The organism is Pseudomonas sp. TWI929 (assembly GCF_039673335.1).
Lineage (GTDB): Bacteria > Pseudomonadota > Gammaproteobacteria > Pseudomonadales > Pseudomonadaceae > Aquipseudomonas.
The window spans coordinates 46,440-70,030 of record NZ_JBDJLK010000014.1; the positions used below are offsets into that span (position 1 = coordinate 46,440).

Sequence of the window (23,591 nt, forward strand, 5' to 3'; positions counted from 1 at the left end):
CCGATGAACTTCTCGAAATTCTTCATTACCCGGCCGATCTTCGCTGCGGTGCTGTCGCTGGTGCTGCTGATTGCGGGTTCGATCTCGCTGTTCCAGCTGCCGATCAGCGAATACCCAGAAGTGGTGCCGCCCACCGTGGTGGTGCGCGCCAACTTCCCCGGTGCCAACCCCAAGGTCATTGGCGAAACCGTTGCCGCGCCGCTGGAACAGGCCATTACCGGCGTGGAGAACATGCTGTACATGTCCTCGCAGTCCACCGCTGACGGCAAGCTGACGCTGACCATCACCTTCGCCCTGGGTACCGACCTGGACAACGCCCAGGTGCAGGTGCAGAACCGCGTCACCCGTACCCAACCCAAGCTGCCGGAGGAAGTGACCCGCATCGGTATCACCGTCGACAAGGCCTCGCCCGACCTGACCATGGTCGTGCACCTGACTTCGCCGGATAACCGCTACGACATGCTCTACCTGTCCAACTACGCCATCCTCAACATCAAGGACGAGTTGGCGCGCCTGGGCGGCGTGGGCGATGTGCAGCTGTTCGGCATGGGCGACTACTCGCTGCGCGTGTGGCTCGACCCGAACAAGACCGCTTCGCGCAACCTGACGGCCAGCGACGTGGTCGCGGCAATCCGTGAGCAGAACCGCCAGGTTGCTGCCGGCCAGCTGGGCGCCCCACCCGCCCCTGGTTCGACCAGCTTCCAGCTGTCGATCAACACCCAGGGCCGCCTGGTCAACGAGGAAGAGTTCGAAAACATCATCATCCGTGCCGGTGCCGATGGCGAAATCACGCGCCTGAAAGACATCGCCCGGGTCGAACTCGGCTCCAGCCAGTACGCCCTGCGTTCGCTGCTGAACAACCAGCCGGCGGTAGCCATCCCGATCTTCCAGCGCCCCGGCTCCAACGCCATCGAGATCTCCGACGAAGTGCGGGCGAAAATGGCCGAGCTGAAGAAGGACTTCCCCGAGGGCATGGACTACAGCATCGTCTATGACCCGACCGTGTTCGTCCGTGGTTCCATCGAAGCGGTAGTGCACACCCTGTTTGAAGCACTGGTGCTGGTGGTACTGGTGGTGATCCTGTTCCTGCAGACCTGGCGTGCCTCGATCATCCCGCTGCTGGCCGTACCGGTTTCGCTGATCGGTACCTTTGCGGTGATGCACCTGTTCGGCTTCTCGCTCAACGCGCTGTCCCTGTTCGGCCTGGTGCTGGCCATCGGTATCGTGGTGGACGACGCCATCGTCGTGGTGGAAAACGTCGAGCGCAATATCGGGCTGGGCCTGAAACCGCTGGAAGCCACGCAAAAGGCCATGGGCGAAGTGACCGGCCCGATCATCGCCACCGCCCTGGTGCTGTGCGCGGTGTTCGTACCTGCCGCGTTCATTTCCGGCCTGACCGGGCAGTTCTACAAGCAGTTCGCCCTGACCATTGCCATTTCCACGGTGATCTCGGCCTTCAACTCGCTGACCCTGTCGCCAGCCTTGGCTGCCGTGCTGCTCAAGGAGCACCACGCACCCAAGGACCGCTTCTCGCGGTTCCTGGAAAAACTGCTGGGCAGCTGGCTGTTCGCGCCGTTCAACCGCTTCTTCGACCGTGCCTCCAACCGCTACGTCGGCGGCGTGCGCCGGGTCATCCGCTCCAGCGGCATCGCCCTGTTCGTGTATGCCGGCCTGATGGGCCTGACCTACCTGGGCTTCTCGTCCACCCCGACTGGCTTCGTGCCAGCGCAGGACAAGCAGTACCTGGTGGCCTTCGCCCAGTTGCCTGACGCAGCCAGCCTCGACCGCACCGAGGCGGTGATCAAGCGCATGAGCGAAATCGCCCTCAAGCAACCTGGCGTGGCCGACTCGGTGGCCTTCCCTGGCCTGTCGATCAACGGTTTCACCAACAGCCCGAACAGCGGCATCGTGTTCACCCCGCTCAAGCCGTTCGACGAGCGCAAGGACCCGAGCCAGTCGGCCGCCGCCATTGCTGCCGCGCTGAACGCCCAGTTCGCCGACATCCAGGACGCCTACATCGCGATCTTCCCGCCACCGCCGGTACAAGGCCTGGGCACCATTGGCGGCTTCCGCCTGCAAATCGAGGACCGTGGCAACCTGGGCTACGAAGCGCTGTACAAGGAAACCCAGAACATCATCGCCAAGAGCCACAATGTACCGGAACTGGCGGGCCTGTTCACCAGCTACCAGGTCAACGTGCCGCAGGTCGATGCCGCCATCGACCGGGAAAAGGCCAAGACCCATGGTGTGGCGATCAACGACATCTTCGACACCCTGCAGGTCTACCTGGGCTCGCTGTACACCAACGACTTCAACCGCTTTGGCCGCACCTACCAGGTCAACGTCCAGGCTGAACAGCAGTTCCGCCTCGACGCCGAGCAGATCGGCCAGTTGAAGGTACGCAACAACCTGGGCGAAATGATCCCGCTGGCGACCTTCCTCAAGGTCAGCGACACCTCCGGGCCGGACCGGGTCATGCACTACAACGGCTTCATCACTGCCGAAATCAACGGTGCCGCAGCCCCTGGCTACAGCTCCGGCCAGGCCGAGGCGGCGATCGAGAAGCTGTTGAAAGAGGAACTGCCCAACGGCATGACCTTCGAGTGGACCGACCTGACCTACCAGCAGATCCTCTCGGGCAATACCGCGCTGTTCGTGTTCCCGCTGTGCGTGCTGCTGGCCTTCCTGGTGCTGGCTGCCCAGTACGAAAGCTGGAGCCTGCCGCTGGCGGTGATCCTGATCGTGCCGATGACCCTGCTGTCGGCCATCACTGGCGTGATCGTATCCGGTGGCGACAACAACATCTTCACCCAGATCGGCCTGATCGTACTGGTCGGCCTGGCGTGCAAGAACGCGATCCTGATCGTCGAGTTTGCCAAGGATGAACAGGCCAAGGGCCTCGACCCGCTGGCAGCGGTGCTGGAAGCCTGCCGCCTGCGTCTGCGGCCGATCCTGATGACCTCGATCGCCTTCATCATGGGTGTGGTGCCACTGGTGTTCAGCTCCGGTGCCGGCTCGGAAATGCGCCATGCCATGGGTGTGGCGGTGTTCTCGGGGATGATCGGCGTGACCGTGTTCGGCCTGTTCCTGACCCCGGTGTTCTTCTTCCTGATTCGCCGTTTCGTCGAGCGTCGCCAGGCCCGCAAGGCCGAACACGTTCAAGCGCTGGAGAACCATGCATGAACCTGCTCAAACCCCTGACCCCGAGCCTGCTGGCCTTGGCCCTGGCGGCCTGTGCGGTGGGCCCGGACTACCAGGCGCCGGCCACCGAACCTGCTCAACTGAGCAGCGATGTGCAGGCCAAGGCTTATGACCGTAGCCGCTTCGAAAGCCTGTGGTGGAAGCAGTTCGACGACCCGGTGCTGAACCAGCTGGTGCAGGCCTCGCTGGACGGCAACCGCGATTTGCGCGTGGCCTTCGCCCGCCTGAAGTCGGCCCGCTCGATCCGTGAAGACGCCGAGAACGACCAGTTGCCGGTGGTTACCAGCCGCGTCAGCAGCGACATCGGCAAGGGCCAGGTCCCCGGCCAGACCGATCAACGGGTCAACAGCGAGCGTTATGACCTGGGCCTGGACATGGCCTGGGAGCTTGACCTGTTCGGCCGTATCCAGCGCCAGATCGAAGCCAGCGAAGCCCAGGAAGCCGTGGCCGCCGCCGACCTGCAGCAGTTGCAGGTGAGCCTGATCGCCGAGCTGGTCGATGCCTACGGGCAACTTCGTGGCGCGCAATTGCGCGAGAAGATCGCCCTGGCCAACCTCAAGACCCAGCAGGAATCGCGGACCATCACCGAAACCCTGCGCGATGCGGGCGTAGGCAACGACCTCGACGTGGTGCGTGCCGATGCGCGCCTGGCCGGGGTCGAAGCCACCGTGCCGCAACTGCAGGCCGAACAGGCCCGGGCGCGGCACCGTATTGCCACCCTGCTCGGCCAGCGCCCGGAGGCACTTAGCGTCGACCTGTCGCCCAAGGCCCTGCCGGCCATCGCCAAGGCGCTGCCCGTGGGTGACCCAGGTGAGCTGCTGCGCCGCCGCCCGGACATCCGCAGCGCCGAACGCCAGCTGGCGGCCGCCACCGCCAACGTGGGCGTGGCCACCGCCGACCTGTTCCCCCGCGTCAGCCTCAGCGGCTTCCTGGGCTTTACCGCCGCCCGCGGCTCGCAGATCGGCTCGTCTGCGGCCAACGCCTGGGCGCTGGGCCCGAGCATTACCTGGGCGGCATTCGACCTGGGCAGCGTGCGGGCCCGCCTGCGCGGTGCCAAGGCCGATGCCGAAGGGGCCCTGGCCAATTACGAACAGCAGGTGTTGCTGGCCCTGGAAGAGTCGGCCAACGCCTTCAGCGATTACGACAAGACCCAGCAGCGGCTGCTGTCGCTGATGCGCCAGAGCGACGCCAGCCGCAAGGCGGCGGACCTGGCCTCGATTCGTTATCGCGAGGGCACGGTGGACTACTTGGTGCTGCTCGATGCCGAGCGTGAGCGGCTGAGCGCTGAAGATGCGCAGGCCCAAGGTGAGGTCGAGCTGTACCGCGGCATTGTCTCGATCTACAAGGCCCTGGGCGGTGGCTGGCAGCCGGAGACCGTGGCCAGCGCGCGCTGATACACCCGTTTAAACGACTCCTTTGGTTGGCTCCTCCCCCAACCGTTTGCCCCGTAGGCCTTGGTCCGCGGGGCTTTTTTATGCCTTTTTGAGTGTGTTTTCTGGGGGTGTTAGCCACAACATTTTCATTGCCTGAGAGATCGAGCGCCACAGCAAAACCCGAGCCGGGTACCTGGTAGCCTCCGCTCGGTTGCATTTACCCCCCACCTGCCCCAAGCTCTGCCCTTCCCGCCGCCACGGATCGTCCGATGCCCAGACGTAACCGCTACCTGATCGCCCTGTTGTTGTTGATCCTGGTATCGGCCCTGTTCGGCTACCTGTGGCGCGACACCCCGCCAACCCCGCCGAGCTTGCCTGCACACAGCTACGCCAAGGCCCTGCGCCAGGCCCATGAAGGCCAGCCCGGCGCTGCGCGGGTGCTGTACCAGCAGCTGCAACGCAACGACCTGCCCCCTATCCGCCGCGCTGCCCTGTATGCCGAACTGCCCAACTACCCCTCGCCGCAGGCATTGAAGCTCGCCCGCCAGGACCTGGAACATGCCGAGCCGCTGGTACGCCGTGCAGCCATTGCCGGTATCCGCCGCCTGTTGCCGGCAGCACAGCGCAGCCTGGTGCTCGGCCCGCTGCTGGATGACGAAGAGCAAAGCGTGCGCTTTGCCGCCGTGGATGCCCTGTTGGGCCTCGACCCCGACGCCATCGGCCTGTATTTCGGCCCGCTGCAGGCAGCCCTTGAACAATATCAGCAGGCCCTGGAGCAACAGCCTGAGGATGCCGACGCCCAGGTGCACCTGGCGCGCCTGTACCTGCACGAAAACGACTACACCCAGGCCGCCACGGCCCTGCAACGTGCGCTGGCAGTAGCCCCCGGCAACCTCGACGCATTGGCCACTCAGGTACGCCTGCTGGAGCGTCAGGGCCATCACGACGCCTCGCGTCAGGTACTGGGCAAGGCCCTGGCGCTGAGCCCTGACTCGGCCTTTCTGCAATATGAGCTGGGGCTGTGGCTGAACCGCCACGAACAGCGCGAATACGCCTTGCTGGCCTTGTCCCGCGCCGTCGAACTGGACCCCGACAACGCTGACTATCGCTACACGCTGGCGGTTACCCTACATGAGCTGGAGCAACTCGATGCCGCGCAGAAGCAGCTGGAAACCGTGCTCAACCGGCAACCGGCCAATCGCCGGGCACGGGTGTTGCTGATCCAGTACTGGAAAGAGACCGGCCAGTTGCAGAACGTACAAGTGCTGCTGGCCGAGCTGGAGCGGCAAAACCCGGACGACCCTGTACTGCAACAGGGCCTGTAGGCAATAGCTGACTTTTGTTGAACCCTGGGCCTGTGCCCAGAGTCCAGTGGATATCAGGCCACCCTACAGGAGAGTCGCTTTGGCCAGTTCGTTGGCGCTGGATGAACGTGCCTTGATCCTGGCACCCCCGCCATTGGCGGCGGATACCTCACGCCTGCTCGCCTCCGCCGGTATCGATTACCTGTGCGCGGTCGACCTGGCCAACCTGCAAGCTTGCCTTGCCGAAGGCGCAGGCCTGGCGATCATTGCCGAGCAGGTATTCAGCCAGGGCCCAAGTGTATTGCTGCAGGCATTCATCGACCAGCAACCGTGCTGGTCAGACCTGCCCATCGTGCTGCTCACCCAAGCTACCCAGCCGGCCACCACTGCGGGCAACCGCCCGGTGGGTAATCTGCTACTGCTGGTTGCCCCGTTCAAAAACGCCCAGCTGCTGAACCTGGCCCAGTCTGCCCTGCGCAACCGCCGCCGGCAGTACCTGGCACGCGACCAGTTGCATGACCTCCAGCAGCGTCTGGATGCAGGCGTAGAGCAGGAGCGCGACGAGTTCGCCCGCTACCAGGCGCGCAAGATGGATGCCATCGGCCAACTGGCTGGTGGGGTTGCCCACGACTTCAACAACCTGCTCACCAGCATTGGTGGCAGCTTCGAGCTGATCGAGCGGCGCCTGCAGCAAGGCCGCAGCGACGGCCTGGACAAGGTGCTGCGCATGGGCCGCGAGGCGGTGTCACGCGCCGCCCGCCTGACCCACCGCCTGCTGGCCTTCTCTTCCCGGCAATCGCTGCACAGCCAGCGTGTCGACCTGCACAACTTGCTGCAGGTAAAGCGCCTGAGCGCATGCCTGAGCCCGACCGTAAGCCTGCAAGTGCACCTGGCCAAAGGCCTGTGGCCGGTGCAAGCCGATGGCCAGCAGCTGCAGGAAGCCCTCGACAACCTGTTGCTCAACGCCTGCGAGGCCATGCCCAGTGGCGGCCTGCTGCGCATCGAGGCGAGCAACCAGCACATTGGCAGCGAGCGTTTCAGCGCAGACGCGTTGAGCGCGGGTGACTACCTGCAACTGAGCATCATTGATGACGGCCAGGGCATGGCGCAAAGCACGCTGGAGCATGCCTTCGAACCGTTCTTCAGCACCAAGGCGATCGGCCAGGGCATTGGCTTGGGCCTGTCGATGGTCTATGGCTTCAGCAAGCAGTCCCATGGTCATCTCACCCTGCGCAGCCAGATCGGCCAGGGTACCCGGGTAGACTTGTACCTGCCCCGCCATGTCGTGCAGCCCCAGGAACCGGGCAGGCCAACGCTGCCTGGGCAAGGCACCTTGGGCCATCACGTGCTGCTGGTCGAGGACGACCCGCATGTGCGTCAACTGCTGTGCCAGGCCCTGCGCGAAGATGGCTTCCCCTGCCAAGGCGCTGCCAACGCCAACGAGGGGTTGAAAGTACTGCGCTCGACACAACCGGTAGACTTGCTGGTCAGTGATGTCGGCCTGCCCGGCATGAATGGCCGGCAATTGGCTGAAATTGCACGCAGCCTACGCCCCCATTTGCCGGTGCTGTTCATCACCGGTTATGCGGAAACGGCCATGGCCCGCGAGGGCTTCCTGGAAGCTGGCATGCACCTGATCTGCAAGCCGTTCGAACTGAAGCAGTTGCAGGCGCAAGTGACACAAATTCTTGGCAAGCCCTGAAACGGATTAGCCCTCGAGCATACGCAGCGCCTGATCGACAAGCCCCGCAAGCGGGAACGGCTTGTTCATCAGTGCCGTGCCGGGCTGCTCAAGAAACTGCGCTTCGACTGGCTGATCTGCGTAACCGGTGATGAACAGGATCTTCTGCTGCGGCATTTGCATGCGCATGGCCTTGGCCACTTGCCGACCGCTGAAACCGCCCGGCAAACCGATATCGGTGATCACCAGGTCGAAGGGGCCCTCATGGCGGAACCGCTCCAGCGCGGAATTGGCGTCGCCCACATCAGTGACATCGAAACCTCGCTCGGTCAGGTACTCGCGCATGACCGCGCGTAAATTGTGCTCATCATCGACCAGCAACAGGCGCTCTCCCTGGGCCTTGCACTGTGAAAACGCGGGTAGCGGGGGCAACTCAGGTACCGGGTCATGGCACCTCGGGAAGAGCATGGAAACCGTGGTCCCCTGGTTCACGGTCGACTCGATCCAGACATAGCCCCCCGACTGGCCGACAAAGCCATACACCATCGACAGCCCAAGCCCGGCCCCTCGCCCAATGGGTTTGCTGGTGAAGAAAGGTTCAAAGGCCCTGGCAATATCGGCCGCCGCCATACCATGGCCATCATCCTCGACATGCAAGGCTACGTAATCGCCTGGCGGCAGGCCGTGCTCATCCGGGAAACCTGCCGTCAACCGCTTGTTGACACTGCGGATGGTGACGTTACCGCGCTCCAGGCACGCTTCACGGGCATTGGCGCAAAGGTTGATCAAGGCATTCTCAAGCTGCGGTACGTCCAGGTTTACCGCCCATGGCGCCACATCCAGCTGCCAGTGCAAACACATCTCGGCGCCCAGCGTACGCCGCAGCAAGGGCTCGCTCAGGCGCAATTGCCGATTGAAATCCAGCGGCTTGGGGGCCAATGGTTGATGGCGGGAAAACGCCAGCAAACGGTGGGTCAGCTCCATGGCACGCTGCACCGAATCGCGCGCCACTTCCACGTAGGCCTCCACCCGCTCCAGGCGCCCTTCCTGAAAGCGCCGCTGCAGTAATTCAAGGCTACCACCGATGCCAGACAGCAAATTGTTCATCTCATGGCCCATGCCCCCGGCCAGTTGGCCAACCACCTCCATGCGTTCGCTGTTGCGCATCAGCGCTTCAGACTGGCGTGCCGCTTCTTCGCGGTCTTCAGTAATATCTCGGCCAACCACTGTCAGCAGATTGCCATCGAAGCGGGCGCTCCAGCGAAACCAGTGATAATGGCCATCGCAATGGCGCAGGCGGGTCTCGATCTGCTCAGCGTCGCTGTATTGCAGGAGCCCGGACACGGCCACCTGAACTCCAACGCGGTCCGCCGGATGCACCAGTTCCAGCACCGGCAGATTCAGCACCTGCTGTTCGGTCCAGCCCAGAATGCGGTACCAGGCAGGGTTGGCGTCATGTAAATTCAGCTCAGGGGTAACAGTCATCATCGCATCACGCGACAACTGCCAGATCTGCTCGCGCTCAGCCACATGGTGCTCGATCTGCCGTTCAAAGCCTTGCGCCTGCTCGCGCCAATGGCGGTGTGCCTCAACACTGGCCGTGGTCTCGATCACCGTATGCAGAAAACCCGCCACACTGCCGAGTTCATCGCGAAGCGGAGCGTAACCGAACGCGCACCAGAGCGGCTCGCTGTTTTCACCACACTCGATACGCAGGGGCGGGTCCTCGACAAAACTTGAACGCCCTTCAAGCGCCTTGAACACCCAGGGCCCCACTGCCGGCCAGACTTCACCCCACAGCGTATCGAACGGCATGCCCAGCGCATCTGGGGCGAAAGCCCGCAATGCCCGGTAGCCATCGTTGTGGACTACGCAAAGGTCTGCCCCCCAGACAACGGCACACGGGAACGGCGACAGATGCATCATGTCCACGGCAACCCGCAGCGAAGCCGGCCAGCGTGGCAACGGCCCGAGCGATGTGCGCCCCCAGTCGAATTGCGCAATCCGTTCGCCCATCAGGTCAACCGGTGCCGAAACTGTGGGTGGCAGGATGACCAGCGGCGCAGGCTCGTGCGGCGTACCGTTTGCGACCAATATCGTGACTCCAGCAATGCTCGGGGTTAACCACGGCGCCGCCCGAACCGGCAGGCTTGCGCAATGGATCTTGTTCAAGTTAGCACAGCACACGCCCCCACTCTCTATGGCGTACTTGCTGGTGGCAGCTATGCTGATTAGGTTTTCCCTTGGGCCAGGGAGCAACGGCCCTTTCAGGTTGCCGACGGGAGCGTGGTCATGAGCAAGAAAATGCTGGTGGTGCTGACCAATACAGCCAAGTATCCGACCCTCAAGCGGGCGACTGGGTTGTGGCTGGGTGAAGCTGTGCACTTTGTCGAAAAAGTCGAAAAGGCCGGCTATACGGTCGACTATGTCAGCCCGTTGGGCGGCTACGTCCCCATCGACCCTCACAGCCTGCAGATGGCCCCCGACCTGGACTGGCAGTGGTATGACGACAAGCACTTCATGACACGCCTGGGCGCCACCTTGAGCCCTGGTCAGGTCAAGGCCGACGACTACAGCGTAATCTACTACACCGGCGGGCACGGGGTGATGTATGACTTTGCCGATAACCCGGCGCTGCAGGAGCTGGCACGCCGGGTCTATGAGAACAAGGGCATTGTCGCGGCGGTTTGCCACGGTGTGGTCGGCCTGTTGAACATCAAGCTCAGCGACAACAGCCTGCTATTGAAGGACCGTCAAGTGACAGGTTTTTCCAACACTGAAGAAAAACTGGCCGAGCTGGACAATGTGGTGCCATTTCTGACCGAAAACGAGCTGGGCGCCCGCGGTGGTAGCTACAGCAAGCACGATGATCCGTGGCAGCCTTACGTGGTTGCCGATGATCGGCTGATCACCGGGCAGAACCCCGCCTCCACAGCCCAGCTGGCCGAAAAAGTGCTGGCAAAACTCAAGGGGCGATAGATGCCTACACACAGCTTCTCGAATTCCCATCGCGCACACTGCAACCGGACTACAGCCGGACGGTCATTGAATACATAGGCTCAGGGCTCAGCTGTTCACTACGAACAGTTTCGGACCGGAGAGCGATTGGCCTATGTCGAAAATCATGCACGCCGGGCGCGGCTTGCTGGAGCTGCTGCTGCTCATGGCAGTGGGCCTGGTGCCGGTGGTTTCCGGGTTGCTGGTGATGGTTTTTCAGCTGGAAATGAAGCTCGCGGAAAACGCGGCTGTCTCGGTCAAGGAAGCGGTTTTCGCAGTTGATCAGGCGTTGGACCGCATGCATGAAACCGCACGCCGGGCCCTGCCATTGGCGGGCAAACCGTGCAGCGAAGTCATGGGCGCATTGCAGGACCAGGTAGCCAACCGCTCGATGGTACGCTCGTTGTCGCTGGTCGAGGACAACCAAGCCTACTGCAGCACCACTTCGCAGTCGCTGGCGCACTTGTCGTCCTTTGCCGCGTCTGGCCGCCAGGTTGAACTTTCCTACGGGCCACCCGACATGCGCCAAAAAATGCTGGTCAACTTCTACTTGCACGGCGAAAAGTACGGTGTGATTTTGACCGCTTATGCGATGCAGCTGCGCAACGAACTGGACGGTTTCCAGGATGGTTTGACCTTGCTGCTGGAGTTCGACGACCGCTACATCTGGAGCAACGGCGACAGCCGCGACGGGCAACCCCCATCGCAGTCCGAATTCACGGCAAGCGCGCTGTCGGCCAAATATGGCTACAAGGTCAAGGGCGGCTACGCCCAAGGCTATACAGCTGGCGAAGCCCGCCAGTCAATGCTGCAGATCCTTCCCTCGCTGATGCTGGTAGGGATCGTGACCGGCTCAATCGTCTATCTGGCCCTGTTCAGGGCGCGTTCCAACAGGGGTGGTCGCGCCGCCGACCGTGCATGAAGGCGGCGCAACCCAGGGCGCATCAGTCGGTGCTCAGCACACCACGGCGCACCTGGTCACGCTCGATGGATTCGAACAGTGCCTTGAAGTTGCCTTCGCCAAAGCCGTCATCACCCTTGCGCTGGATGAACTCGAAGAACACCGGGCCAAGCAGGGTTTCCGAGAAGATCTGCAGCAGCAAGCGCTTGTCTTCAGGCTGCGAGGCACCGTCGAGGAGGATGCCGCGTGCTTGCAGCTGATCGACCGGCTCGCCATGGCCAGGCAGGCGCTCTTCGAGCATTTCGTAGTAGGTTTGCGGCGGCGCAGTCATGAAGCGCATGCCAAAGCCCTTCAGGGCATCCCAGGTCTTGAGCAGGTCATCGGTCAGGAAGGCCACATGCTGGATGCCTTCGCCATTGAACTGCATCAGGAACTCTTCGATCTGCCCGGCGCCCTTGGACGACTCTTCGTTGAGTGGGATGCGGATCATGCCATCCGGTGCGGTCATGGCCTTGGAGGTCAGGCCGGTGTACTCACCCTTGATATCGAAGTAGCGGATCTCACGGAAGTTGAACAGCTTCTCGTAGAAGCCGGCCCAGTAGGCCATGCGCCCGCGGTAAACGTTGTGGGTGAGGTGGTCGATGATCTTCAGGCCAGCACCCACAGGGTTGCGGTCTACGCCTTCGATGAAATTGAAATCGATGTCGTAGATCGAGCTGCCTTCCTCAAAGCGGTCGATCAGGTACAGCGGCGCACCACCGATACCCTTGATCGCCGGCAGACGCAGCTCCATCGGGCCGGTTTCGATCTCCACCGGCTGGGCGCCCAACTCCAGGGCGCGGGCATAGGCCTCATGGGCATTGCGCACGCGGAACGCCATGCCGCACACCGACGGGCCGTGTTCAGCGGCAAAGTACGAGGCAATGCTCTTGGGTTCGTTGTTCAGAATCAGGTTGATGCCACCCTGGCGATACAGGTGCACATCCTTGGAGCGGTGGGTAGCCACCTTGGTGAAACCCAGGATCTGGAAGACCGGCTCCAGTACACCGGGGGTCGGCGAAGCCAGTTCGATGAATTCGAAGCCCATCAGGCCCATTGGATTGTCGAAGATATCAGCCATGTTCGTGTCCTCATCTGCAGCGAAAGATTATTGATTGCGTGGGATGTGGCACAGAAAAGGCGGTGAGCACGGGATGCCCCGCACGCTGCGGGCGAGGAAGTCACCTATGATTAGCTTGAACCCATGGTATGTCATATGGACCCATTCTCGGCGGGCTTGATCCTTCGGAGTTAAAGGACCTTATTGTTGTATTCGTAAACCGATTCTACATTGCGTAAAATAGTTTGTCGCGTTTTAGTTGATTGCACGCGCCGACAAACGGCTATCATCTGGTTACTCTTCATATAGATCAGGCCAGTATGCCCCTTTCCGCCAAACGCCACGCCAGCCTCAGCTGGCGCACCCTGCTGCCCTGGGTTGTCGGCGTGCTGCCCGTGGTATGTGGCGTGGCCGTGATGAACTGGCAGGTCGAGCGCGAAATGCAGGCCAGCAGCCAGGCCACCACTCGCCAGGTGGTGGAACATGTCGATCGTATCCTCGACAGCCTGTCCAGCGCTGCCAATAACCTGCTGCCGCTTGCCGGCAACCCTTGCGACCAGGCCCAGCTCATGCTGCGCGCCCAGGTCACGCGGAACGCCTTTGTCCGCTCGACCAGCCTGTTCAGGCACAACAGCCTTTATTGCACCTCACTGTTCGGTGCTTTCGATGAGCCGGTCAACCCCGGCGACTACGTCGGCGGCAAGCTGTGGCTGATGGACGGCAACTCGGTCACCCCAGGGCACCCGCTGCTGGTGTACCGGGCCAGCGAGGATGAGCGCGGCGCGATCAGCACGGTGGATGGCGACCACCTGCTGACGGCGCTGCGCCTGATTGGCCCCGACGAAGCCCTGCAGATTCGCGTGGGCGACGCCTGGATGGGCAAGGATGGCATCGTGCACAAGGGCGCACCGCCCCCTGCGGCCAATGCGAACGTGTTGCTGGGCTCGACGCGTTACCCGTTCAGCGTGCAGGGCGGCTATGCCGCCGAGCAGCAGGGCCAGCTGTGGCGCAGCCACTACCCCGCCCTGCTCGGCTTGCTGCTGCTACTGGGCGCGGTGGCCGCCGTGGTGTGCCGCTGGCAAATTCGCCGCGCCAGCTCGCCCCGCGCCGAACTGCAGCGGGCCCTGGAAGCTGACGAATTCCTGCCGTACTTCCAGCCAGTGGTGCGCAAGGGCGACTACCGCTGGGCCGGTGCCGAAGTGCTGATGCGCTGGAACCACCCGCGAGAAGGCCTGGTGCGGCCCGACCTGTTCATCCCTTACGCCGAACATAGCGGGCAGATCGTCGCCATGACCAGGGCGCTGCTGATGCACACCGCACAGAGCCTTGCGCCGTATGCCGGGCTGCTGGAGGACGGTTTCCATATCGGGGTCAACATCACCGCCGACCACTGCCGCGACCTGAGCCTGCTGGACGACTGCCGCACCTTCCTGCAGCACTTCCCACCCGGCCGTGTGGTGCTGACCTTGGAGCTGACCGAGCGCAAGCTGATCGAAGCCACACCCACGACCCTGGAGCTGTTCGACAAGCTGCACGAAATGGGCGTGATGATCGCCCTCGACGACTTCGGCACTGGCCAGTCGAGCCTCAACTACCTGCGCCAGTTCAAGGTCGACTACCTGAAAATCGACCAGAGCTTCGTTGCCATGATCGGTGGCGACGCGCTGTCGGTGCATATCCTCGAAACCATCATCGAGCTGTCGGCCAAGCTTGGCCTGGGCATTGTTGCCGAGGGGGTGGAAACCGACACGCAACGCGACTACCTGGCCCGCCATGGCGTGGACTACCAGCAGGGCTACCTGTTCGCCAGGCCCTTGCCAGCCGCACAGTTCCTTGAAGCGCTGGCCACACGCCCAGGCGCGTTGCGGTTGCCGCAAACCGCGCCCCCTGAGATCATGCGCGGCTGATCCGCCCGCTCAACTCCCTATTCGAGGCATTCGTGTCAAAAGGCATTGTTTCATCGGTCATGGCGTCCTGTCTGTTCGCTGTGATGTACTTCTATACCTCGCTGCTCAAGCCACTCGATGGCGAAGAGATCTTCGGTTGGCGCACCCTGCTGACGCTGCCCTGCCTGACCTTGTTCATGCTGGTCTCCAAAGACTGGAAACGGGTAGGCGAATTACTGGGCCGGGTAAGACGCACGCCCGTTCTGTTGCTCGGCATGGTCGGCACCTCGTGGCTGATGGGCGTGCAGTTGTGGCTGTTCCTCTGGGCGCCCCTGCACGGGCGCAGCCTGGAAGTGTCGATGGGCTACTTCCTACTGCCGTTGGCCATGGTCCTGACCGGGCGCTTGGTGTATGGCGAGCGCCTGTCACGCCTGCAAAAGGTCGCCGTGGCCTGCGCCGCGCTGGGCGTGGGCCACGAGCTGTACCAGAACGGCAGCTTCGCCTGGGAAACCCTGCTGGTGACGATCGGCTACCCGATCTACTTCGTGCTGCGCCGGCGCTGCCGCACCGACCACCTGGGTGGCCTGTGGTGCGACATGTGCCTGCTGTTGCCCTGGGCACTGTACTTCGTGATCCAGGGCCCGCTCTCGCCGGCTGACCTGCAAGCCCACCCAGGCCTTTACGCCTTGATCCCGATTCTCGGGGCGATCAGCGCCTCTGCCCTGATCGCCTACGTACTGGCCAGCCGCTTGCTGCCCTTCAGCCTGTTCGGCCTGCTCAGCTACGTCGAGCCTGTGCTGCTGGTGGGCGTGGCACTGCTGCTGGGCGAAACCATCGGCCCGGATCAGTGGCTGACTTACCTGCCAATCTGGGCCGCCGTGCTGGTGCTGGTGCTAGAGGGCTTCAAGCACCTGCTGCGTCAGCGTCGCCGCTCGGTGTAAGCCGCACCTGGCGCACCCGCCGTTCTTCAACCGCCTCCACGGTCAGCGTCCAGCCATTCCAGGCCAGGCGGTCACCAACCATCGGCAGGCGGTCGAGCAGGCTCATTACCAGGCCCGCGAGGGTCTGGTAGTCCTCGGTGGCACGGGCACTGAAGCCAGTACGCGCTTGCACCTGGCTCAGGTTCAACGCACCACTGACCACAAAGCCTTCACCCTCCTGCACGATACCTGGGCCTTCAACCTCGCTGGCATCCGGTAGTTCGCCGGCAATCGACTCAAGGATGTCGGTCATGGTCAGCAGGCCGGTGAAGTCACCGAACTCGTTGACCACGAAAGCGATGTGGGTCGACTGGCCGCGCATCTGCTCCAGGGCGTTGAGAATGCTGAAGCTTTCCAGCAGGTTCAACGGCACCCGGGCCATGGCTTCCAGGTCTGGCTGGCTGCCCGACAGCAGTTCCTTGAGCAGCTCCTTCTTGTGCACGAAGCCCAGTGGCTCGTCCACCCGGCCATCGCGGATCAGCGGCAAGCGTGAGTATGGCGAATTGGCCAGGGCCTGGGTGATGGCCTCGGCCGGCTGCGCAAGGTCGATCACATCGACTTCGGCGCGTGCGGTCATCACCGTGCGGATCGGCCGCTCGGCCAAGTTCAGCACGCCACTGATCATCACCCGCTCGCGACGGTCGAACACCTGTTCCTCACCGCCTTCGACCAGGTCGGCGATTTCCTCGCCCACTTCGTCAGCCTCGACCCGGCGGCCACCCAACAGGCGCAGCACGGCATGCGCAGTACGTTCACGCAACGGCCGGTGCTGCTGCAGGCTGCGCTTGCGGCGGGCACGGGCCAGCTGGTTGAGCAGCTCGACCACGATCGAGAAGCCGATGGCGGCGTACAGGTAGCCTTTCGGGATGTGGAAGCCCAGGCCTTCGGCGGTCAGGTTGAAGCCGATCATCATCAGGAAGCCCAGGCACAGCATGATCACCGTGGGATGGGCGTTGACGAAGCGTGTCAGCGGCTTGCTGGCCACGATCATGATACCGATCGAGAAGATCACCGCGATCATCATCACCGACAACTGTTCAACCATGCCGACCGCAGTGATCACCGCATCCAGCGAGAACACCGCGTCAAGCACCACGATCTGCCCGACGATAGGCCAGAAAGCAGCATGGCGCACCGTACCGCTGGCCTGCGTCACATGGCCTTCCAAGCGCTCATGCAGCTCCATGGTGGCTTTGAACAGCAGGAACACACCACCGAACAGCATGATCAGGTCACGGCCGGAGAAACTCTTGTCGAACACCTCGAACAGCGGCGCGGTCAGGGTGACCATCCACGAAATACTGGCCAACAGGCCCAGGCGCATGATCAACGCCAGGCTCAGGCCAATGACCCGCGCGCGGTCGCGCTGATGCGGTGGCAGCTTGTCGGCAAGGATGGCGATGAACACCAGGTTGTCGATACCCAGCACCAGCTCAAGGACGATAAGCGTCAGCAGGCCCAGCCAGGCCGTGGGGTCGGCTAGCCATTCCATTAGCGGGTACTCACGGGGGAAGCGTCACAAGGACGGGGGAAGGATGGCCAGGAAGGCCGAAGACTGGGGGGCTCCGCGAAGGTGCTCATATAGACCTTGATAACAAATTGGGAAAATGATCCTACAAGCACAGCAGGTTTCCGTGATAGCGCAAAACTATTACAAAACCTGTAACAACCACCGCTATACCTGGCCCATGCTGTACCTGTGGGAGCGGCTTTAGCCGCGAACACCGGCAACGCCGGTGCCATCCACCGCGCTGCATTCTTCGCGGCGGTTCGACGCATTGATGAACCCGCTCACAAGGACCATGCAACCCGCCAGTGGGTACTTTTATTCAATATTCCAGCCCGTGGATACCCGAGGATAAACGCTCTATTTCAAGCAAACGGATCCCCCTCATGAGCCTGTCCCTGTCCATGGCCGCCTTCGCACTGGCCGCTTCGATCTCTCCCGGCCCAGTCAACATCGTCGCGCTGGGTAGTGGTGCCCGCCACGGCCTGCGAGCCAGCCTGGCGCATGTTGCTGGTGCCACGCTGGGCTTCTGCCTGCTGCTAGTGCTGGTCGGGCTGGGCCTGCATCAGCTTTTGCTGCGCTGGCCCTTGCTTGGCCTGCTGTTGCATTGGGGCGGCGTGGCGTTTCTGCTGTACATGGCATGGAAGCTGGCCTGTGACAACGGCCGGCTAGGCAACGACCATCCCCCACAAGCCCCTTCGGCCTGGCATGGCGCTGCGATGCAATGGCTCAACCCCAAGGCCTGGCTGGCGGCAGTGGCCGGAGTTGGCGCCTACACCGGCGGTGAGCAGCACTTGTTGTGGCTGTTTACCTGGATCTACGGGCCGATCTGTTTCATCTCGGTGGCCAGTTGGGCATGGGCCGGGAGTGTGATTCGCCAGTACCTGGGCAACCCACGGCACATGCGCCTGCTCAATCGAGGGTTGGCAGTGTTGCTGCTGGGCAGTGCGGTTTACCTGGTCATTTGACAAGAGCATTGCGGTAATGCCCCGGCGTTGCCGCCAGGTGCTGTTTGAATGCTCGCTGCAGGTGTGCCTGGTCGGCAAACCCGGCCTCGTGCGCGACTTCGGCAATCGCCCTGCCCTGGCGCAGCTGCGCCCTGGCCAGTTGCACGCGCTGGTCAAGCAAGTAGCCATGCGGCGTGAGGCCGAAGCGTTGGCGAAACGCACGAATCAGGTAGGAGCGCGACAGGCCGCAGGCCGCACAGATGTCCTCAAGGCTCAACGGGTCGGTACGATGGGCGCGCATGAACGCCGCCGCCGCGTCCAGCCGCGGGTTGCCCCCGTCATGCATGCCGGCGTTACCGCCAAGCAGGCCCGGCAGTGCTTCGAACAGGGCTGCCAGGCGGCCTTCACGGTCTGGCACACCGGCGTCGAACAAATCGGCAAACACCTGCAGCAGCCATTGGTACAGCGTTGGCGAAGTACTCCATGTCTGCATTGGCAAGGCAAACCCCAGTGCCTGCAACCAAGGTACATCGACGAACAGCATCAGGTACGACCACGGCTCCCCCGCAATGGGGTTGCAGGTATGCACCACGCCCGGGTTCATCAGCACCGTGGTACCCGCCGCAACCTCGATATGCTGATCACCGTTCTGGTAAGTGCTGCGCCCACCGGTGATCACCCCGATGGAAAAGCTCTCGTGGGAATGCGCGGCGTAGCACACCTGGCGCCCATCCCCTACCCGCCGGGCTTCGACGAAGGGCAACGCAGGGTCGCGCCAGAACCGTGATACCTCGATCATGCCTCGCCCCGCTCAACTTTCATGCGCCCAGATACTACACGCTTACCCCAGCAACAGGTCCAGTGCCCTCTGTGGATGACCACTCAGTTGCACATGACCCGTTCCATGGTGGGCGGTGACTGCTGGGTGGCGTAGCGGCTGCGCAAGGTTTCCACGAACGGTTCGCCCGCACCGCTGCCACCATAGAGATAAATCTTGTGCAGCCCACCAAACACCATTTCGTGGTAGCGGCTGGCAACTTCTTCTTCACTCGGCCCCTCAGGCAGCCCCAGGTGCAGCGTAAGCTTGTCACCTTCGACCGCAAACATCGGCGTATCCCAGAGGAACTTCGCCGTGCCGGTCTTGGGCAAGCGGACAAACAGGTAAGCATGGTTACCCAGCGAATCGACATCACCGCCGCGGCGCCGCTTCCACTTCAACAGCCCGTCATCGGGACGCGCCAGGCAAAGGCCGATATCGTAATAATCAAACCCCTGCTCCAGTGCCCATTCAAGAGCCATGAAGGTGGTGATTGAATTCACCTCACGCAATTTTTTCGGGTCGGAAAACACCGCTTCACAATAGCCGAAGCGCAACGTGCTCCAGTAACGCTTGCCGCCGCGCACCACCTCGCAACCCAGGTGGCAGCCGATCACTTCATCGCCCAAGGTTATCAAGTCGAGCCGGCCGACGCTCTTGGCTATGCGGAACACTTCTTCAGTGGGGAATTGCGCGGCATGGATACCCTGCCTGGCGCTGGCATAGGGGCGCAGCAGCTCGCGGTCAGCCATGGCGATCTCGTCGTCTGCCAGGGTCTGGCGCATCTGGTACAAGGGGCGGTTCTTGCGAATGCTACGCCGCAGCTCGCTGTCGTAGCGCGCAGTGATATCCTCCAGCGAACGCCCCAGCGGCACCACGGCGCTCAGGTAATGCGGTACCGACAGCGCCCCTGTAGTCGGCATTTCGCTGACCACCACCACATGCTCGGCAGGCGTCGTCGCATTCGCGCCATCAACGATCGACGCGCTGCCCTGGCCCTTGCCGCCGATCAGCAGTTTGGCCATTTCCCGTTGCTGCTTGCGGCCGATATAGAGGATTTCGTAGGGGCTCGCCTGCTGCAGCCGAAACCGCACCACTTCCCAGCGCCAGAAACAGGCACGTGCCAGCGTCTCACGTATTTTGCTGGCCAGGTGTCTCATTTCGTAGCGCATCGAGGGCGATATGAATTTTTTCGCCACTGCCATCAAGGTCGCTTTCATATCTTCTTCGACGTCCTTTTAGATGCTCTATGGTCTATCGGAAAAAGAGAGTAGTTCAGCAATACCTGCCCGACTAGAACCCAGCTGGCAGCGCAGGCTGGTGTTTTCCCGGCGGCCGGTGCATGCTGCCAGATGAAACGTTTCATCAGGCTCAAAACCCGCCCAGCAATGTGAGGTGCAGTACCCATGGACCGTCTGCTCGATTCACTCTTCCCCAGCGCCGAGAACATCCCCGAAACCTGGCGCCTGGGAGCCCCTCTGGAACAACGCGACTACCTGGTCAATGGTGAGCTCAGGCGCTGGGACGGCCCGCTGGCCACCGTGCGCAGCCCAGTGTGGCTCAAGGAGGGCGACGAAGAACGCCAGGTAATACTGGGCAGCGCCCCGCTGCTCGATGCCGATACCGCGCTCACCGCCCTCGACGCCGCCGTGCAGGCCTATGACAAGGGCCGTGGCGCCTGGCCGAACATGCGCGTGGCCGAGCGTATCCAGCACGTCGAAACCTTCCTTGCGCGCATGCGTGAACAGCGCCAGGCCGTGGTCAAGCTGCTGATGTGGGAAATCGGCAAGAACCTCAAGGACTCGGAAAAGGAATTCGACCGTACCTGCGACTACATCGTCGACACCATCAACGCCCTCAAGGACCTCGACCGCCGCTCCAGCCGCTTCGAGCTGGAGCAAGGCACGCTGGGCCAGATCCGCCGCGCACCGCTCGGCGTGGCCCTGTGCATGGGCCCGTACAACTACCCACTCAACGAAACCTTCACCACGCTGATCCCGGCGCTGATCATGGGCAACACGGTGGTGTTCAAGCCGGCCAAGTTCGGCGTGCTGCTGATTCGCCCATTGCTTGAAGCGTTCCGCGACAGCTTCCCGCCGGGGGTGATCAACGTCATCTACGGGCGTGGCCGCGAAACCGTAAGCGCGCTGATGGCCAGCGGCAAGGTCGACGTGTTCGCCTTCATCGGCACGCACAAGGCCGCCAGCGACCTGAAAAAGCTGCACCCCCGCCCGCACCGCCTGCGCGCGGCGCTGGGCCTGGATGCCAAGAACCCAGGCATCGTGCTGCCGCAGGTCGACCTCGACAACGCCGTAGAAGAGGCGGTCACCGGCGCACTGTCGTTCAACGGCCAGCGCTGCACGGCGTTGAAGATCCTGTTCGTCCACGAGGATGTAGTGGATGCCTTCCTCGACAAATTCCAGCGCAAGCTGGCTGCGCTCAAGCCTGGCATGCCCTGGGAGCCTGGCGTAGCGCTGACGCCACTGCCAGAGCCCGGCAAAATCGACTACCTCGACGGCCTGGTCGCCGATGCCACGGCCAAGGGCGCGCAGGTGCTCAATGAAGGCGGCGGGCGCAGCCGCGGCTCGTTCTTCTACCCCGCCCTGCTCTACCCGGTGAACCACAGCATGCGCGTGTACCACGAAGAACAGTTCGGCCCACTGGTGCCGGTGGTGCCCTACCGCGACCTGCAGACGGTGATCGACTATGTGCTCGACTCCGACTACGGCCAGCAACTGAGCCTGTTCGGCAACGACCCGGCTACCATCGGCAGTTTGGCCGACACCTTCGCCAACCAGGTCGGGCGCATCAACATCAACGCGCAATGCCAGCGCGGCCCCGACACCTACCCGTTCAACGGCCGCAAGAACAGCGCCGAAGGCACCCTGTCGGTGCATGATGCCCTGCGCGTGTTCTCCATCCGCACGCTGGTCGCAACGCGCTTCCAGGAGGCCAACAAGGAACTGATCAGCGAGATCATCCGCAACCGCCAGTCGAGCTTCCTCACCACCGACTACATCTTCTGACGGCCGCGCTTATAGAGAATCGTTCTAGCACCACTGTCGATTTTCCATCTGCGCAAACGACTCTAAGCAACAGGGCGCCCGCCGGCGCCCACTGCAAAGGAGAGTTGAACATGGCAGCCAAACCCATCCCCGAAGGCCAACGCAGCATCACCCCTTACCTGGCCATCAACGACGCCGCCAAGGCCATCGAGTTCTACAAGAAGGCCTTTGGTGCTATCGAAATGTTCCGCCTCGACGCCCCTGGCGGCCGCGTCGGCCATGCCGAGCTGAAGATTGGCGATTCTTCACTGATGCTCGGTGACCCCTGCGACATGGAAGGTGGCCTCACTGCCAGCCAGAAGCTCAGCGGCGCAGGCGTGGGCCTGCACCTTTACGTCGAGGACTGCGACAAGGTCTACGCCCAGGCCCTGGCGGCCGGCGGCACCCAGTTGCACCCCTTGACGGACCAGTTCTACGGTGACCGCAGCGGCACCTTGAAAGACCCGTTCGGCAACATCTGGTTCGTTTCCACCCACAAGGAAGACCTCACCCCCGACGAAATTCGCGCCCGCGCCGCGAAGATGTTTGGCGGCAACTGAGCGGCAAGTTGAAAGCGGCGCGACTTTGCTTGAAGCTTGGCGCTCGTAGCTTGGAGCTGCTTCATGCGAATCATCGACAAAACCGCCGCCCAGGTGCGCAGCCTGACCCCCGCCGAAGAGGAGCTGCTGGTCGGCTTTGCCACTGGCAGCCTCGTCGGCCCACGCTTGTTGCAGGCCAACCAGCTGCTGATGAAAGTGCGCAACGCCAACCAGTGGCTGGCCTGTGACTGCCGCAACGATGCGTTGCCGGTGCTCAACGTTACCCTCAATGGCAACACCGGCACGTTGTTCCTCAAGAACAACCCGGGCACCGCCGAGCACGCGCCCGGCTGCCCGTTCACCAAGGACGAACGGGAAGCGCTCGAACGCGAAAACGACCCCACGCCCCCCGCTGCCTGGCTGCCGCCCGACACGCCGTTGCGCCTGATCGGCGACTTTCGCGCCAGCACGGCCAGTGCCAGCGGCGATGCCAGCGAGCGGCGCGAACAACAGCGGCTGTTGTCACTGCTGCTGACCTGGCTCGAAACCAGCGGCCTGAACCTGTACGCCACCCACCTGAAAAAGGACCTGACCACACAGTTTGCCGAATTACGCAGCGTGGCCAGCCGCTACCCGCTGCTGGAGCGGGTACCCGCCAGCAACTACCTGGAAACCCGCCTGGACATGAAGCACATGCTGATGCTCAAGGCCCGCCTGCGCGAAGCCACGGTGTTCGGCAACCACCGCCGCCATGGCCTGCTGCTGGACTGCGTCGACCAGATCAAAGGGCGCAAGCTGTTCAACAACCGCAGTGAAGACGGCTTCGACTTCCAAGGGCACCACCTGTATTGGGGCGGTAACCGCACCAGCGGGCCATTGCTGGCGCTGATGGTCTACTCGCCGACCAGTGCCGGCAGCCATTACTACGAACTGATCCACGTGGCCAGCGTGCCGGTGCTATCACGCGCCCACCTGTTCCCGGTGTATCGCGATGAAGAGCGCGAGCCACTCAAGGCCCTGGTGTCGCTGATCGACTGGATGGCGAGCAAGGGTATAAAGGTGCAGATGCGTCGCCCGGTGATCGGCGGCCAAGTGATGGATGAACTGGTAATGACCTCGGACCAGGACCGGGTGCTATCGGTGTCGCTACTGGAGCAGCCGATCGGCCCCGAGCCGGATGCCGAGAACTTCAAGCGCTACGCCGACTTCAAGAGCCTGGAAACCTTCCGCAAGTTCGTCGCCGGCTTTTTCATGCGTGAGCGCTGAACATCGTTCATCACCGTACGCAGGGCCTTGTAGGAGCGGCCTTGCCGAA

At 62.7% G+C, this 23,591-nt stretch carries 17 protein-coding genes; 12 read left to right on the forward strand and 5 right to left on the reverse strand.

The features are described from left to right. Nucleotides 1-3 precede the first annotated feature (3 nt). The 4 genes from ABE456_RS08970 (at nt 4) to ABE456_RS08985 (ending at nt 7,580) form a co-directional block, all read left to right on the forward strand. Entirely contained in the window at nt 4-3,183 is a 3,180-nt protein-coding gene (locus ABE456_RS08970; protein ID WP_346643571.1) for an efflux RND transporter permease subunit, read from the forward strand. After that, nucleotides 3,180-4,595: a TolC family protein gene (locus tag ABE456_RS08975; RefSeq protein ID WP_346643572.1), complete on the forward strand. Its 1,416-nt coding sequence runs from the start codon at nt 3,180-3,182 to the stop codon at nt 4,593-4,595. The genes ABE456_RS08970 and ABE456_RS08975 overlap by 4 nt, the downstream gene beginning before the upstream one ends. Nucleotides 4,596-4,843: 248 nt before the next feature. Further along, nucleotides 4,844-5,899 (forward strand): tetratricopeptide repeat protein, encoded by a 1,056-nt coding sequence (locus ABE456_RS08980; RefSeq protein ID WP_346643573.1) that lies wholly within the window; start codon nt 4,844-4,846, stop codon nt 5,897-5,899. A 79-nt stretch (nt 5,900-5,978) separates the two neighbouring features. Then, nucleotides 5,979-7,580 (forward strand): response regulator, encoded by a 1,602-nt coding sequence (locus tag ABE456_RS08985; RefSeq protein WP_346643574.1) that lies wholly within the window; start codon nt 5,979-5,981, stop codon nt 7,578-7,580. A gap of 6 nt (nt 7,581-7,586) precedes the next feature. Here the strand turns inward: ABE456_RS08985 and ABE456_RS08990 are convergent, their stop codons facing one another. After that, complete coding sequence (locus tag ABE456_RS08990; protein ID WP_346643575.1) at nt 7,587-9,653, reverse strand: ATP-binding protein; 2,067 nt, start codon at nt 9,651-9,653, stop codon at nt 7,587-7,589. 198 nt (nt 9,654-9,851) lie between these two features. Between ABE456_RS08990 and ABE456_RS08995 the strand changes: the two genes are divergently transcribed. Together ABE456_RS08995 and ABE456_RS09000 are read left to right on the forward strand one after the other, a co-directional pair. Beyond that, nucleotides 9,852-10,538: a type 1 glutamine amidotransferase domain-containing protein gene (locus ABE456_RS08995; protein ID WP_346643576.1), complete on the forward strand. Its 687-nt coding sequence runs from the start codon at nt 9,852-9,854 to the stop codon at nt 10,536-10,538. Between the two features lie 133 nt (nt 10,539-10,671). Next, the gene (locus ABE456_RS09000; RefSeq protein WP_346643577.1) at nt 10,672-11,478 is read left to right on the forward strand and encodes a CSS-motif domain-containing protein; all 807 of its coding nucleotides are present in this window, start codon (nt 10,672-10,674) and stop codon (nt 11,476-11,478) included. A 22-nt stretch (nt 11,479-11,500) separates the two neighbouring features. Here ABE456_RS09000 and hppD read toward each other — a convergent pair whose 3' ends face one another. Continuing rightward, nucleotides 11,501-12,577, reverse strand: coding sequence for a 4-hydroxyphenylpyruvate dioxygenase (hppD, locus tag ABE456_RS09005; protein ID WP_346643578.1), 1,077 nt, complete (start codon nt 12,575-12,577; stop codon nt 11,501-11,503). Nucleotides 12,578-12,876: 299 nt separating this feature from the next. Here hppD and ABE456_RS09010 point away from each other — a divergent pair, with 299 nt between their 5' ends. Both ABE456_RS09010 and rarD read left to right on the forward strand, forming a co-directional pair. Further along, nucleotides 12,877-14,463: an EAL domain-containing protein gene (locus ABE456_RS09010; RefSeq protein WP_346643579.1), complete on the forward strand. Its 1,587-nt coding sequence runs from the start codon at nt 12,877-12,879 to the stop codon at nt 14,461-14,463. 32 nt (nt 14,464-14,495) lie between these two features. Next, entirely contained in the window at nt 14,496-15,383 is an 888-nt protein-coding gene (gene rarD / locus ABE456_RS09015) for an EamA family transporter RarD (protein WP_346643580.1), read from the forward strand. Here the strand turns inward: rarD and ABE456_RS09020 are convergent. After that, nucleotides 15,346-16,914, reverse strand: a complete 1,569-nt coding sequence (locus ABE456_RS09020; protein ID WP_346643581.1) for a TerC family protein — start codon at nt 16,912-16,914, stop codon at nt 15,346-15,348. The two genes, rarD and ABE456_RS09020, sit on opposite strands and share 38 nt — an antisense overlap. A gap of 401 nt (nt 16,915-17,315) precedes the next feature. Between ABE456_RS09020 and ABE456_RS09025 the strand changes: the two genes are divergently transcribed. Beyond that, nucleotides 17,316-17,897: a LysE family translocator gene (locus ABE456_RS09025; RefSeq protein ID WP_346643582.1), complete on the forward strand. Its 582-nt coding sequence runs from the start codon at nt 17,316-17,318 to the stop codon at nt 17,895-17,897. Here the strand turns inward: ABE456_RS09025 and ABE456_RS09030 are convergent. Together ABE456_RS09030 and ABE456_RS09035 are read right to left on the reverse strand one after the other, a co-directional pair. Continuing rightward, on the reverse strand, nt 17,890-18,675 hold the full coding sequence (locus tag ABE456_RS09030; RefSeq protein ID WP_346643583.1) for an AraC family transcriptional regulator: 786 nt from the start codon (nt 18,673-18,675) through the stop codon (nt 17,890-17,892). The genes ABE456_RS09025 and ABE456_RS09030 overlap by 8 nt on opposite strands. A gap of 83 nt (nt 18,676-18,758) precedes the next feature. Then, nucleotides 18,759-19,913 carry a hypothetical protein gene (locus ABE456_RS09035; protein WP_346643584.1) on the reverse strand — a complete coding sequence of 385 codons (1,155 nt, stop codon included), beginning with the start codon at nt 19,911-19,913 and terminating at the stop codon, nt 18,759-18,761. A 186-nt stretch (nt 19,914-20,099) separates the two neighbouring features. Between ABE456_RS09035 and ABE456_RS09040 the strand changes: the two genes are divergently transcribed. From ABE456_RS09040 to ABE456_RS09050, 3 genes are all read left to right on the forward strand, one after another. Then, the gene (locus ABE456_RS09040) at nt 20,100-21,719 is read left to right on the forward strand and encodes an NADP-dependent glyceraldehyde-3-phosphate dehydrogenase (RefSeq protein ID WP_346643585.1); all 1,620 of its coding nucleotides are present in this window, start codon (nt 20,100-20,102) and stop codon (nt 21,717-21,719) included. A 110-nt stretch (nt 21,720-21,829) separates the two neighbouring features. Continuing rightward, nucleotides 21,830-22,297: a VOC family protein gene (locus ABE456_RS09045; protein ID WP_346643586.1), complete on the forward strand. Its 468-nt coding sequence runs from the start codon at nt 21,830-21,832 to the stop codon at nt 22,295-22,297. A gap of 63 nt (nt 22,298-22,360) precedes the next feature. After that, nucleotides 22,361-23,542 (forward strand): hypothetical protein, encoded by a 1,182-nt coding sequence (locus ABE456_RS09050; protein ID WP_346643587.1) that lies wholly within the window; start codon nt 22,361-22,363, stop codon nt 23,540-23,542. Nucleotides 23,543-23,591: the final 49 nt, after the last annotated feature.

What these genes read in the sequence shown, in the direction of transcription:
- ABE456_RS08970 (WP_346643571.1), top strand. Translation starts at nt 4, where the DNA reads ATGAACTTCTCGAAATTCTTCATTACCCGGCCGATCTTCGCTGCGGTG.
- ABE456_RS08975 (WP_346643572.1), top strand. Translation starts at nt 3,180, where the DNA reads ATGAACCTGCTCAAACCCCTGACCCCGAGCCTGCTGGCCTTGGCCCTG.
- ABE456_RS08980 (WP_346643573.1), top strand. Translation starts at nt 4,844, where the DNA reads ATGCCCAGACGTAACCGCTACCTGATCGCCCTGTTGTTGTTGATCCTG.
- ABE456_RS08995 (WP_346643576.1), top strand. Translation starts at nt 9,852, where the DNA reads ATGAGCAAGAAAATGCTGGTGGTGCTGACCAATACAGCCAAGTATCCG.
- ABE456_RS09000 (WP_346643577.1), top strand. Translation starts at nt 10,672, where the DNA reads ATGTCGAAAATCATGCACGCCGGGCGCGGCTTGCTGGAGCTGCTGCTG.
- hppD (WP_346643578.1), bottom strand. Translation starts at nt 12,577, where the DNA reads ATGGCTGATATCTTCGACAATCCAATGGGCCTGATGGGCTTCGAATTC.
- ABE456_RS09010 (WP_346643579.1), top strand. Translation starts at nt 12,877, where the DNA reads ATGCCCCTTTCCGCCAAACGCCACGCCAGCCTCAGCTGGCGCACCCTG.
- ABE456_RS09020 (WP_346643581.1), bottom strand. Translation starts at nt 16,914, where the DNA reads ATGGAATGGCTAGCCGACCCCACGGCCTGGCTGGGCCTGCTGACGCTT.
- ABE456_RS09025 (WP_346643582.1), top strand. Translation starts at nt 17,316, where the DNA reads ATGAGCCTGTCCCTGTCCATGGCCGCCTTCGCACTGGCCGCTTCGATC.
- ABE456_RS09030 (WP_346643583.1), bottom strand. Translation starts at nt 18,675, where the DNA reads ATGATCGAGGTATCACGGTTCTGGCGCGACCCTGCGTTGCCCTTCGTC.
- ABE456_RS09035 (WP_346643584.1), bottom strand. Translation starts at nt 19,913, where the DNA reads ATGAAAGCGACCTTGATGGCAGTGGCGAAAAAATTCATATCGCCCTCG.
- ABE456_RS09040 (WP_346643585.1), top strand. Translation starts at nt 20,100, where the DNA reads ATGGACCGTCTGCTCGATTCACTCTTCCCCAGCGCCGAGAACATCCCC.
- ABE456_RS09045 (WP_346643586.1), top strand. Translation starts at nt 21,830, where the DNA reads ATGGCAGCCAAACCCATCCCCGAAGGCCAACGCAGCATCACCCCTTAC.
- ABE456_RS09050 (WP_346643587.1), top strand. Translation starts at nt 22,361, where the DNA reads ATGCGAATCATCGACAAAACCGCCGCCCAGGTGCGCAGCCTGACCCCC.